The sequence below is a fragment of the Streptomyces sp. NBC_01334 genome (assembly GCF_035983595.1).
GTDB classification, from domain to species: Bacteria; Actinomycetota; Actinomycetes; order Streptomycetales; family Streptomycetaceae; genus Streptomyces; species Streptomyces coriariae.
The window spans coordinates 7,195,125-7,206,528 of the sequence record NZ_CP130718.1 but is presented as its reverse complement, the minus strand read 5'-3'; the positions used below and the strand labels follow the sequence as shown (position 1 = coordinate 7,206,528).

The following is an 11,404-nucleotide window of genomic DNA, read 5'->3' as shown; positions in this document are numbered from 1 at the left end:
GTCGTGCACATCGTCATCATGGGCTGCGGCAGGGTGGGTTCCGCCCTCGCGCAGACCCTGGAGCAACAGGGGCACACGGTCGCCGTGATCGACCAGGACCCCACCGCCTTCCGACGACTGGGCTCCGGTTTCGGTGGCCGGCGGGTCACCGGAGTCGGCTTCGACCAGGACACCCTGCGCGAGGCGGGCATCGAGGAGGCCGGCGCCTTCGCGGCCGTGTCCAGCGGCGACAACTCCAACATCATCGCCGCCCGGGTGGCCCGTGAGATGTTCGGCATCGAGAACGTCGCCGCGCGCATCTACGACCCCCGGCGCGCCGAGGTCTACCAGCGCCTCGGCATCCCCACCGTCGCCACCGTCCGCTGGACGGCCGACCAGATGCTGCGCCGGCTGCTCCCCTCGGGTGCCGAGCCGCTGTGGCGCGACCCCACGGGGGGCGTCGAGCTCGCCGAGGTGCACGCCGCTCCGTCCTGGGTCGGCCACAAGATCAGCAAGCTTCAGGAGGAGACGGGCGTCCGCGTCGCGTTCCTCACCCGCCTCGGCGAGGCGATCCTGCCCACCTCCCAGACGGTGCTCCAGGAGGGCGACCTGGTGCACGTGATGCTGCGGAGCGACGAGGTCGAGAAGGTCGAGGCCTCGTTCGCCGAGGGTCCCAAGGAGGACGGTCACTGATGAGGGTCGCCATTGCCGGAGCCGGCGCCGTCGGCCGCTCGATCGCGGGCGAGCTGCTGGAGAACGGCCACGAGGTCCTGCTCGTGGACAAGGCGCCGACCGCCATCTCGGTCGAGCGCGTCCCGCAGGCGGAGTGGCTGCTGGCCGACGCCTGCGAGATCACCTCCCTCGACGAGGCGGCCCTCCAGCGTTGCAACGTCGTGATCGCCGCGACCGGCGACGACAAGGTCAACCTGGTCGTGTCGTTGCTGGCCAAGACGGAGTACGGCGTCCCGCGCGTCGTCGCCCGGGTGAACAACCCGAAGAACGAGTGGCTGTTCAACGAGTCCTGGGGCGTAGACGTGGCCGTCTCCACCCCGCGTCTGATGTCCGCCCTGGTCGAGGAGGCGGTGAGCGTCGGCGACCTGGTCCGGCTGCTCCGCTTCAGCCATGGCGACGCCAACCTCGTCGAACTGACCCTCCCCGAGGAGTCGGCCCTGGCCGGCACCCAGGTCGGCGACGTGGAGTGGCCGGAGGACACCTCACTGGTCACCATCATCCGCGGCACCCGGGTCCTGACCCCGACCCGCGAGGACTCCCTCGAGCCGGGCGACGAGCTGCTCTTCGTGGCCGCTCAGGCGAGGGAGGAACAGCTGGAGGACCTCCTGTCGGTCCGCAAGGAGGAAACCGGCAGCTGACCTTCGGTCCGAGACACATGTGAGGGGGCGCCCGGAGATCTCCGGGCGCCCCCTCACATGTGTCTTTCAGCCCGTCCGGCGTTTCAGGACGGGCCCCTGCGAGTCCCTATCAGCCCGTCCGGCGTTCGAGGACGGGGCCCCTTCAGGGCCGAAGCGGGGTCTGGGGGCGCAGCCCCCAGGGACGGTCACCGCGACATCGGGAACTACCCCTCCCGACGGTGCCGCCCACCGGCCTCCGACGACGCCTCCGCGGCGGCCGCGGCCTTCTCCTCCGCCTCCATCTCCGCGAACACATCGATCGGCGCGGGAGCCTTCGCGAGGAAGACCCATGTCAGCCAGACGGCGAGCAGGAACGGCGGGATCTTCAGTGCGATGAGCACCCAGCCCAGCTGCGCGGTGTTGGCCCACCAGTACAGCGGGAACAGGATCGCGCACTTGGCGAGCAGGATCAGCCCCCACGCCCAGCTGGCCTTGGCGTACGCCTTCTTGCGGCCCGGGTTACGGGTCCGCCAGGAGAGGTTCTCCTTGAAGACCGGCCCCAGGATCAGGCCGATCAGCGGCACCCCGCACAGCGTCGTGATGATGTAGGCGAGGGCGAGGCCGAGCGTGTAGAGCATGCCCGGCAGATAGAAGTCCTTGGCGTTGCCGGTCATCATGGCGAAGACGACACCGAAGGCCACGCCGAAGACCCCGCTGAAGGCGTGCTTGACCGTGTCCTTCATCGCCAGGCGGACCACGACCAGGATCAGCGACACCGCGAGCGCGGCGATCGCGGACATGTGCAGATCCTTGTTGATCGTGAAGATCGTGACGAAGAGCAGGCCGGGCACCACCGTCTCGACCATGCCCCGCACCCCGCCGAACGCCTCGAACAGCGCGGCCTCGGTCACCGCCCGGGCGTCGGCCGCGGTCGTGTCGTCCGCGGTCGTGTCTTCGGTCGGCTTGTCGAGCGACGTCACCGGCTACTCCCTACCCAGGGGTCTCAGTTCGTACTTGGGGTTGAACAGCACCCGGCGGCCCCGGCTCATGGAGACCCGCCCCGATGCGATGAGTCTGCGCCCGGGCTCTATGCCCACTATGGAGCGCCTGCCCAGCCACACCACGTCCAGCGCCGCGGTGCCGTCGAACAGCTCGGCCTCCAGGGCCGGGACTCCGGCGCGTGGCCGCAGAGTGACCGTGCGCAAGGTACCAGTAACCGTGACGATCTGGCGGTCCTGGCAGTCTCCGATCCGCGTGCACCCGGCCGTCTCGGCGTCCTCTCGCAGCTCCTCGGACTCCAGGTCCTCCTGCGACGAGGAGAGCCGGTCGAGCATGCGCCGGAACCGGCCCACCGGCTTTTCGGAACGAGGGACAGCACTCATGTCTGAAGGGTACCGGGGCACACCCACCGAGCCGTAGCCGCCGCCCCACCCGTCGCACTAGCGCTCGAACCGGTATCCCATCCCGGGTTCCGTGACGAAGTGCTTGGGATGCGAGGGATCAGCCTCGAGCTTGCGTCTCAGCTGCGCCATGTACACCCGCAGGTAGTTGGTCTCCGTTCCGTACGACGGCCCCCACACCTCCTGGAGCAGCTGCTTCTGGCTGACCAGCCGGCCGGTGTTGCGCACCAGCACCTCCAGCAGATGCCACTCCGTGGGGGTCAGCCGTACGTCCTTCCCGGCCCGGTTGACCTTCTTCGCGGCCAGGTCGACGGTGAACCCGTCGGTCTCCACCAGGACCTCGTCCTCGCCGCCCCCGGCGGGTTCCGCCCGGCGGACCGCGGCTCGCAGCCGGGCCAGCAGCTCGTCCATGCCGAACGGCTTGGTGACGTAGTCGTCGGCTCCCGCGTCCAGCGCCTCGACCTTCTCGTCCGAGGAGTGCCGGGCGGACAGCACCAGGATCGGCACCCTGGTCCAGCCGCGCAGTCCCTTGATCACCTCGACGCCGTCCATGTCCGGCAGCCCCAGGTCGAGGACGATCACGTCCGGGTGGCGGGCGGCGGCGAGCCGCAGGGCGGTGGCGCCGTCATGGGCCGCGTCGACCTCGTACCTGCGGGCCTTGAGATTGATCACGAGGGCGCGGACGATCTGCGGCTCGTCGTCGATCACGAGCACTCTCGTGGGGGCCTGGGGCGTCCCCTCGGCCGGGCTCAGCATGAGGCATGCCTTTCGGGTTGTGCGGGTTGCGCGGCTTGTGGCTCGAGGCGCGGCCCCGCCGCGCGGACGGTGAGGACCATGGTGAGGCCGCCGCCGGGGGTGTCCTCGGCGTTGAGGGTGCCGCCCATGGCCTCCGCGAAGCCACGCGCGACCGCGAGCCCCAGCCCCACCCCGGCCCCGCGCGGAGCGTCACCGTAGCGCTGGAAGGGGGCGAATATCCGCTCCTTGGCCTCGTCGGGAACCCCCGGCCCGCGGTCCACGACCCGTACCTCGACCCGGTCGGACATCGCGCTCGCCGAGACCAGCACGGGCTCGCCGCCCGGACTGTACTTGACCGCGTTCTCCACGAGGTTGGCGACCGACCGCTCCAGCAGCCCGGCGTCCACGGCGACCATGGGCAGCGACTCCGGGATGTCCAGCTCCACGCTCGCCGCCGGATCGGGCACCCCGCCGAGCGCCATCGGCACCACCTCGTCCAGGTCGATCTCCCGGATGATCGGCGTGACCGTACCGGTCTGGAGGCGGGACATGTCCAGCAGGTTGCCCACCAGGTGGTCGAGGCGGTCCGCGCCCTCCTCGATCCCCTCCAGCAGCTCCGCCTGATCCTCCTCGGACCAGGCCACGTCGTCGGATCTGAGGCTCGACACGGCCGCCTTGATCCCGGCCAGCGGGGTCCGCAGGTCGTGGCTCACGGCGGCCAGCAGGGCGGTGCGGATGCGGTTGCCCTCGGCCAGCGCGCGGGCCTGGTCGGCCTCCTCCTGGAGGCGCCGCCGGTCCAGTACGACGACCGCCTGCGCGGCGAACGCGGCCAGCACCCGCCGGTCCTCCGCGGGCAGCAGCCGCCCGGTGAGCGCCAGCGCCAGGTGGTCGCCGACCGGCACCTCCACGTCCGCGTCCTCGGGCCGCTCGACCGGTCGTCCGAACCCGACGTGGCCCGCGCGGGTCCACGGCGCCCTGTCGTCCGCCCGCTCCAGCAGGGCCGCCGACTCCATCCCGAAGGTCTCGCGCACCCGCTCCAGCAGCGCCTCCAGGCTTGTCTCGCCCCGCAGGACGTTGCCCGCCAGGTAGGACAGGATCTCCGACTCGGCCCGCAGCCGGGCCGCCTGGTGCGTTCGCCGGGCCGCCAGGTCCACCACCGAGGCCACCGACACCCCCACCCCGACGAAGATCACGATGGCGACGATGTTCTTCGGGTCGGCGACCGTCCATCGGTGCAGGGGCGGTGTGTAGAAGTAGTTCAGCAGCAGCGAGCCCACCGCCGCCGAGGCCAGCGCCGGCAGCAGCCCGCCGAGCAGCGCCGCCGCCACCGTCACGGCCAGGAAGAGCAGCATGTCGTTGGCGAGGCCGAGGTGGACGGTGTTCAGCAGCAGCGCCAGCAGCGCCGGGCCCAGCACACCGACCAGCCAGCCCCAGATGATCCGGGCCCGTCCGAGCCGGGCTCCCCGGGCCACCGGCAGTCCACGCCCCTTGGCGACCTCGTCGTGGGTGACGATGTGCACGTCGAGGTCGGACCCCGACTCCCGGGCGACCGTCGCGCCGACCCCGGGCCCGAAGACGTACTGCCAGGCCTTGCGGCGCGAGGAGCCGAGCACGATCTGCGTGGCGTTGACCCCGCGGGCGAAGTCGAGCAGCGCGGCCGGGATGTCGTCGCCGACCACGTGGTGGAAGGTGCCGCCCAGGTCCTCCACGAGGGTGCGCTGGACCGCCAGCTCCTTGGGTGAGGCGGAGGTCAGCCCGTCGCTGCGCGCGATGTACACGGCCAGCACCTCGCCGCCGGCGCCCTTCTCCGCCAGTCGCGCTGCCCGCCGGATCAGGGTGCGTCCCTCCGGACCGCCGGTCAGCCCGACCACGATCCGCTCGCGCGAACCCCAGATCGCCGACACCCGGTGCTCACTGCGGTACTGCTTCAGGTACTCGTCGACCCGGTCGGCCACCCACAGCAGGGCCAGCTCCCGCAGGGCGGTGAGGTTTCCGGGCCGGAAGTAGTTGGACAGGGCGGCGTCGACCTTGTCCGGCTTGTAGATGTTCCCGTGCGCCATCCGCCGCCGCAGCGCCTGCGGTGACATGTCCACCAGCTCGATCTGGTCGGCGCGCCGGACGAACTCGTCGGGCACCGTCTCCTGCTGCCGCACCCCCGTGATCGACTCCACGACGTCGCCGAGGGACTCCAGGTGCTGGATGTTCACGGTCGAGACCACGTCGACGCCAGCGGCGAGCAGTTCCTGCACGTCCTGCCAGCGCTTGGCGTTGCGTGAGCCCGGGACGTTGGTGTGCGCGAGTTCGTCCACCAGGGCGACCCGCGGGGCGCGGGCGAGCACCGCGTCCACGTCCATCTCGGTGAAGACGCCGCCGCGGTACTCCAGTTCCCGGCGCGGGACCTGCTCGAGACCGTGCAGCATCACCTCGGTGCGCTGGCGCCCGTGGTGCTCGACGAACGCCACCACGCAGTCCGTGCCGCGCTCCACCCGGCGGTGCGCCTCGGACAGCATCGCGTACGTCTTGCCCACGCCCGGTGCCGCACCGAGGTAGATCCGAAGCTTTCCGCGTGCCATGGCCTCATTGTCTTCCTGTGACTCCTGCGTACGCAGCGTCGACCTTACGGCCAACAGTTCCGACATAAGGGACGGGCTGAAGGGTGAGGGACGCCTTTGACGCAACCCTGACGCGGCGGGACGACCACCGGCGCCCCTCACCCCTTCATCGGACGAGCCCCCCGAATCGGTTCACGCACACCGGGTCACGCGGGATTGTCCCCGTGGGTGAGCGTCTCCCAGGCGACGAAGAGGTTGTTGCTGCCTGCCGGGCGGTTCTGCAGGGTGAGCGTCCGGGTGTTGGTCATCGCGATGCCCAGACGGTTGTGCAGCGCGTTGTAACCGACCTCGGTGACCGGGCCGAGCGCCTGGTTCAGCGAGCCGCCGCACAGCCAGCTCGGGACGGCCGCGCCGAGCTCGTACTTGGCCTGGAAGCCGAGGGCCTGCCGCAGCCGCTCGCCGACGTCGGTGCCGTACAGGTCCTGACCCTGGATCCGGCTGGTCTCGGCGACGTGCGAGATCGCGGAGATGCCGTACCCGGTGTGGGTGAGGTCGCGGCAGGTCTCCTGGGTCAGGCCGGTGACGAAGGTGCCCTGTCCCTGCCAGTAGGCGACGACCTTGTCCCGGGTGTCCAGGTTCTGGCTCGGCACGGTCTTCGGCAGCTCGCCGTCGGAGGCCAGGTAGACGTAGGCCGCCGTGCGGGTGCGGAATTTCGCCATGGCCTTGTCGTACGACGTTCTGTCCTCGAGGAAGACGGAGATGCCGATCGCGGCCTCCGTCATGGACAGCTCCCAGTTCCCGTTGGAGTTGGAGCCGTTGATGACTTCCGGCAGGTAGACGTCCCGCAGCATGGTCGCGAAGCGGCCGGAGCCGGCCCAGCCGCCGGTGTACGTGTACTTGATGATCTCGGCGGCCCTCGGCCAGGACGAGCCGGCCCAGCCGGCCTGGAGGGGCGCGTTGCTGTTCGTGTGGTCCTTGACGACGGCCGACCAGGCGTCCATCAGCTCGATGGCCTTCTTCGCGTACCGCTCGTCCCGCGTGACGTACCAGGCGAGAGCGTCGGTGTACGCCGCGAGGGCGTCCTCCCGCTCGTCCGTGCAGCCGTAGTTGGGGTTGGAGTAGGACCCGCACTCGACCACGGCGCGGGGCTTGGGGGTGCGGCTCAGACTGGCGTACTTGCCGGCCAGAAGCTGGTCGAAGGCGCCCTTCCAGGGCTGGGCCGCGGAGTCGACCTTGCCCCGGACGAAGTCCAGTTGCGCCCGGGAGACGGTGACCCCGGGGTGGGCGAAGGTGGTGGGGGCGGCTTGAGCCCGGGGGACGTTCGGGGACGCGAGAGCGCCCAGGACCAGGGCGGTGACAGTCACAAGGAATGCGGTTCGACGCACAGCAGCTCCGTTCTTGTTCGTGTATGTGAACACAGAGCGCCCTTATGAACTCAGGCGTTGAGCAGGGACCGTAGGTCCAGACCAATGCACCGTCAAGAGTTCACACGAGAAGAACGCGAGAAGCGCACACGAGACGCGAACACGGCAAAGGGCCGCACCCCGTGCGGGGTGCGGCCCTTTCAGCCGTTACGGTCTGGCGTCGCGGACTAGCGGACCTCGGTGATCTCCGGTCCACGCTGGAGCTGGCCCATGCCGCCGGAGAAGCGGGAGCCCTCGTCCTGCTGCTGGACGCCCTCGGGGACCATCTGCGCGTCGTTCGGCAGCTTGAGGACGATCGGGTCGCGGGGCGCCATCGGGCCCTCACCACGGACCACGACGGTGTCCCGGAAGATCTGCTCGAGCAGACCGGCCGCCTGCGGCTGCACCGCGCCCTGGCCCGAGATCACCCCGCGCAGGAACCAGCGGGGACCGTCCACACCGACGAACCGCACGACGTGGAAGCCACCCGTGCCGTCCGGCAGCTGCACCGGCACCTGGGCCCGCAGCTCCCAGCCCAGCGGGCCTTCGACCTCGTCGACGATGCCACCCTGCTGAGTGATGCCGGAGCCGATCTCCTCGCGCACCTCGCCCCAGATGCCCTCGCGCTTGGGAGCGGCGAAGGCCTGGAGCTGGATGGCGCTGTCGCGCAGTACGACGGTCGCCGCGACGATCGCGTCGCCGGCGACCTCGACGCGCAGCTCCATGCCGTCGACCCCGGGCACGAAGATCCCGCCGAGGTCCACACGGCCCTCGGCCGGGTCGCGCACCTCCGAGTCGTCCCAGGGCCCGTCGGGCCGCGGCTCGGGCTCGAGCCGCACCCGCTCGCGCTCGCCCTCTACGTCGTCCGCCTCAGCGTCGACATTGTCGACGACCTGCTCGGCCTCGCCGGCCGCGTCCTCGGCGGCACCCTTCTTCTTGCGACGTCCGAACACGTCACTGTCCTTCCCGGTCGGATACGACCGAAGCGTATCGATTCCCACCCGTCGCGCCGCCCTCGGCGGCCGAGGCGCTTGTACCGCTTTCACCGCCCACGGCGGCATGCCCGCCGGTGGACCCGAAGCCCCCTGCGGCCCGCGCCGATTCGGGAAGCTCCGCCACCTCCTGGAAGCGGACCCTCTCGACCTGCTGGACGACCAGTTGGGCAATCCGGTCGAAGCGCTCGAACCGCACGGACTCGCGCGGGTCGAGATTCACCACGATCACCTTGATCTCCCCACGGTACCCGGCATCAACCGTCCCCGGGGCATTCACGAGGGCTACTCCGCACCGGGCGGCCAGCCCCGAGCGCGGGTGCACGAAGGCCGCGTACCCCTCGGGCAGGGCGATGGACACCCCCGTGGGCAGCACGGCCCGCTCCCCCGGCGCGAGTTCATGGCCACGCGTGGTGCGCAGATCTGCTCCGGCGTCACCCGGGTGCTCGTACGCCGGAAGCGGTACGTCGGGGTCGACACGCCGGATCAGGACGTTCAGGGGGGCGCGGCTCACGGGTTCACCTCGAAGGCGCGGGTGCGCCTGATCTGGTCCGGGTCACTCATGGCGGCCTGGATCTCCGCCTCACGGCCGTGGCTCACGAAGTGCTCGACCGCGACTTCCACGAAGAGCGCGTCGGCACGGACGGCGAGCGGCCCGTCGGGGCCACCGATCCGCCCGGTGGCGCTCGAGTAGATCTTGCGCCGGGCCACCGCCGTCACCTCGGCCTCCAGGTACAGCGTGGTGCCGACGGGCACGGGGCGCACGAAGTCGGTCTCCAGCCGTCCGGTCACGGCGATCGTCCGCAGCAGCCAGTTCAGCGAGCCGAGCGTCTCGTCGAGGGCGGTGGCCAGGATCCCGCCGTGCGCGAGGCCGGGCGCACCCTGGTGCGCGGGCTGCACGGTGAACTCGGCGGTGACGGTCACGCCCTCGCCGGCCCGCGCCTCCAGATGCAGCCCGTGCGTCTGCTCGCCGCCACATCCGAAACAGTGTTCGTAGTGGGCACCGAGAAGCTCACCGGGCACGGGAGCGTCGGGGTGCCGAACGGGTTTCACGGCATCGGCCGGAGGCTCAAGAGCTGCGGAAGTACCACTCACAGCCGCAGACCTTACCCGCGCGTCCGCCATATCAGGACACCGTGCCAAGCTTGGCTCCATGCAGCTCTCGACCACCCCGTACGAAGAACGCCTCACCGCCCCGCGATCGTGGTGGTTCGTCTCGTTCCTCGTGGGTGTCTCCATGGCCCTGATCCTGCTGCCCTTCGGCACCCTGCCGTTGCTCGGCGGTCTGGTCGGCGGCACCGCGGCCGCGGCCGTCGTGGCCAGCTCCTACGGTTCCCTCCGCATCCGCGTCGTGGGCGACTCGCTGATCGCGGGCGAGGCGAAGATCCCGGTCGCGGCCCTGGGCGAGGCGGAGATCCTGGACGCGGACGGGGCGCGCGCCTGGCGCACGTACAAGGCCGACACCCGGGCCTTCCTGCTGCTGCGCTCCTACATCCCCACGGCCCTGCGGGTCGAGGTCACCGACCCGGACGACCCGACGCCCTACCTGTACCTGTCGACGCGGGAGCCGGAGCGCCTGGCAGAGGCGCTGAAGGCGGCGCGGGAGGCGACGGCGTAACCCGAGCCCTCAGCGCCCGGTCTCTCTGGGGTTCTCGGGGTCGTCGGGGTCGTCGGGGCCCAAGGGGTTCAAGGGGTTCTTGGAGATCTCCCCCATGGCCAGGGGATCCGCGGGCCTCTCCAACGGCGGCAGTTCCGGCAGCGCGTCCCACGGCACCTGCATCTTCCGCAGGTCGGCCCGGACCTTCGCGGCCACCCTCCTGGTGTCCCGCCGGTTCATGACCGCACCGACGGCGGCGCCCACCATGAAGGGCATCAGGTTCGGCAGGTCACGGACCATGCGCTTCATGATCTGCTGGCGCAGCTCGCGCTTCATCTGGCCGCCGAGGGCCGAGTTGATCGAGGACGGCTTCATGACTTCGACGCCGCGTTCGCCCGACCACGAGCGCAGATACGCGGTACTGCGGTCCTTGAGACTGCCCGCCGGCCGCACTCCGTAGACCTCGTGGAGTTCGGCGATCAGTTTCAGCTCGATGGCCGCGACCCCGGTGATCTCCGCGGCGAGTTCGGTCGGCATGGCGGGCGGCACGGGAAGCATCGCCGCCGCCCCGATGCCCGCGCCGACGGTGGACGTGGCGTTCGCCGCGCCCGACACGAGCTTGTCCGCGAGCTGCTCGGGCCCGAGACCGGGGAACTGCCTGCGCAGCGTCTGGAGGTCCCGTACGGGGACCCGTGGGGCAAGGTCGATGATCCGGTCGGCGAGGTGCCCCAGCCCCGCCCTGGCGCGGTTCCCGCCCTTGCGGACGCCTTCCAGGGCCAGGTCCTTCGCCTTGTCCCGGATGACCGCCGCCCGTCGCTTGGCGACGGGGGCGGCGTTCCGCGTCGGCACCGGGAGGTCAGCCCGGTCAGCCGCGGGTTCGAGCGAGGCCGATCCTGCCGGGACCGCTCCCGTACCGGATGAGCCTCGCTCGTCGTCACGCACGCCGTGAGGGCCTTGGGAAGGCCCCTTGTCCGTTCCCCGCAGGGGGAAGCGGCGCTTCCGAGGTGGGGTCGAGCCAGTCACGGCCGACCCCGCCTCAGTCGCAGTCGCGGCAGATCGGCTGGCCGTTCTTCTCCCGGGCCAGCTGGCTGCGGTGGTGCACCAGGAAGCAGCTCATGCAAGTGAACTCGTCCTGCTGCTTCGGCAGCACCCGGACGGCCAGTTCCTCGTTCGAGAGGTCTGCGCCGGGCAGCTCGAGCCCCTCCGCGGCCTCGAATTCGTCGACGTCGACTGCCGAAGCGGACTTGTCGTTCCGCCTGGCCTTCAGCTCTTCGAGACTGTCTGAGTCGACGTCGTCATCGGTCTTGCGTGGGGTGTCGTAATCGGTAGCCATTTCGCCTCTCCCCCTCTGGGTGTCTGCGGTGTCTCCAGCGCACGTAACGCGTGAGAGGCCGGAC

The 11,404-nt window shown here is 70.7% G+C and carries 13 protein-coding genes; 3 read left to right on the top strand and 10 right to left on the bottom strand.

The features are described from left to right. The first annotated feature begins 3 nt into the window (after nt 1-3). Both OG736_RS32420 and OG736_RS32415 read left to right on the top strand, forming a co-directional pair. Nucleotides 4-672, top strand: coding sequence for a potassium channel family protein (locus tag OG736_RS32420; protein ID WP_020125146.1), 669 nt, complete (start codon nt 4-6; stop codon nt 670-672). After that, a complete protein-coding gene (locus OG736_RS32415; RefSeq protein WP_327185506.1) occupies nt 672-1,349 on the top strand; it encodes a potassium channel family protein in 678 nt (225 codons plus the stop codon). The genes OG736_RS32420 and OG736_RS32415 overlap by 1 nt, the downstream gene beginning before the upstream one ends. Before the next feature lie 203 nt (nt 1,350-1,552). Here OG736_RS32415 and OG736_RS32410 read toward each other — a convergent pair whose 3' ends face one another. The 8 genes from OG736_RS32410 to OG736_RS32375 form a co-directional block, all read right to left on the bottom strand. Continuing rightward, complete coding sequence (locus tag OG736_RS32410; RefSeq protein WP_327185505.1) at nt 1,553-2,308, bottom strand: DUF3159 domain-containing protein; 756 nt, start codon at nt 2,306-2,308, stop codon at nt 1,553-1,555. Nucleotides 2,309-2,311: 3 nt separating this feature from the next. Next, the gene (locus tag OG736_RS32405) at nt 2,312-2,710 is read right to left on the bottom strand and encodes an OB-fold nucleic acid binding domain-containing protein (RefSeq protein WP_078615454.1); all 399 of its coding nucleotides are present in this window, start codon (nt 2,708-2,710) and stop codon (nt 2,312-2,314) included. Nucleotides 2,711-2,767: 57 nt separating this feature from the next. Then, the gene (locus OG736_RS32400) at nt 2,768-3,484 is read right to left on the bottom strand and encodes a response regulator (protein WP_020125142.1); all 717 of its coding nucleotides are present in this window, start codon (nt 3,482-3,484) and stop codon (nt 2,768-2,770) included. Beyond that, nucleotides 3,478-6,036: a sensor histidine kinase gene (locus OG736_RS32395; protein WP_327185504.1), complete on the bottom strand. Its 2,559-nt coding sequence runs from the start codon at nt 6,034-6,036 to the stop codon at nt 3,478-3,480. Before OG736_RS32395 ends, OG736_RS32400 begins: the two co-directional genes overlap by 7 nt. A gap of 185 nt (nt 6,037-6,221) precedes the next feature. Continuing rightward, the gene (locus tag OG736_RS32390) at nt 6,222-7,379 is read right to left on the bottom strand and encodes an alginate lyase family protein (RefSeq protein WP_327185503.1); all 1,158 of its coding nucleotides are present in this window, start codon (nt 7,377-7,379) and stop codon (nt 6,222-6,224) included. 227 nt (nt 7,380-7,606) lie between these two features. Beyond that, nucleotides 7,607-8,371 (bottom strand): DUF3710 domain-containing protein, encoded by a 765-nt coding sequence (locus tag OG736_RS32385; RefSeq protein WP_054243625.1) that lies wholly within the window; start codon nt 8,369-8,371, stop codon nt 7,607-7,609. Between the two features lies 1 nt (nt 8,372). After that, complete coding sequence (dut, locus tag OG736_RS32380) at nt 8,373-8,924, bottom strand: dUTP diphosphatase (protein ID WP_327185502.1); 552 nt, start codon at nt 8,922-8,924, stop codon at nt 8,373-8,375. Then, nucleotides 8,921-9,505, bottom strand: a complete 585-nt coding sequence (locus tag OG736_RS32375) for a PaaI family thioesterase (protein WP_057605711.1) — start codon at nt 9,503-9,505, stop codon at nt 8,921-8,923. The genes dut and OG736_RS32375 overlap by 4 nt, the downstream gene beginning before the upstream one ends. A 58-nt stretch (nt 9,506-9,563) precedes the next feature. Between OG736_RS32375 and OG736_RS32370 the strand changes: the two genes are divergently transcribed. Next, nucleotides 9,564-10,028 (top strand): DUF3093 domain-containing protein, encoded by a 465-nt coding sequence (locus OG736_RS32370; protein ID WP_142266559.1) that lies wholly within the window; start codon nt 9,564-9,566, stop codon nt 10,026-10,028. 9 nt (nt 10,029-10,037) lie between these two features. Here OG736_RS32370 and OG736_RS32365 read toward each other — a convergent pair whose 3' ends face one another. Both OG736_RS32365 and OG736_RS32360 read right to left on the bottom strand, forming a co-directional pair. Beyond that, nucleotides 10,038-11,030, bottom strand: coding sequence for a hypothetical protein (locus tag OG736_RS32365; protein ID WP_327185501.1), 993 nt, complete (start codon nt 11,028-11,030; stop codon nt 10,038-10,040). A 13-nt stretch (nt 11,031-11,043) separates the two neighbouring features. After that, on the bottom strand, nt 11,044-11,340 hold the full coding sequence (locus OG736_RS32360; protein ID WP_003993510.1) for a DUF4193 domain-containing protein: 297 nt from the start codon (nt 11,338-11,340) through the stop codon (nt 11,044-11,046). Nucleotides 11,341-11,404 lie beyond the last annotated feature (64 nt).

What these genes read in the sequence shown, in the direction of transcription:
- OG736_RS32415 (WP_327185506.1), top strand. Translation starts at nt 672, where the DNA reads ATGAGGGTCGCCATTGCCGGAGCCGGCGCCGTCGGCCGCTCGATCGCG.
- OG736_RS32405 (WP_078615454.1), bottom strand. Translation starts at nt 2,710, where the DNA reads ATGAGTGCTGTCCCTCGTTCCGAAAAGCCGGTGGGCCGGTTCCGGCGC.
- OG736_RS32400 (WP_020125142.1), bottom strand. Translation starts at nt 3,484, where the DNA reads ATGCTGAGCCCGGCCGAGGGGACGCCCCAGGCCCCCACGAGAGTGCTC.
- OG736_RS32395 (WP_327185504.1), bottom strand. Translation starts at nt 6,036, where the DNA reads ATGGCACGCGGAAAGCTTCGGATCTACCTCGGTGCGGCACCGGGCGTG.
- OG736_RS32370 (WP_142266559.1), top strand. Translation starts at nt 9,564, where the DNA reads ATGCAGCTCTCGACCACCCCGTACGAAGAACGCCTCACCGCCCCGCGA.
- OG736_RS32360 (WP_003993510.1), bottom strand. Translation starts at nt 11,340, where the DNA reads ATGGCTACCGATTACGACACCCCACGCAAGACCGATGACGACGTCGAC.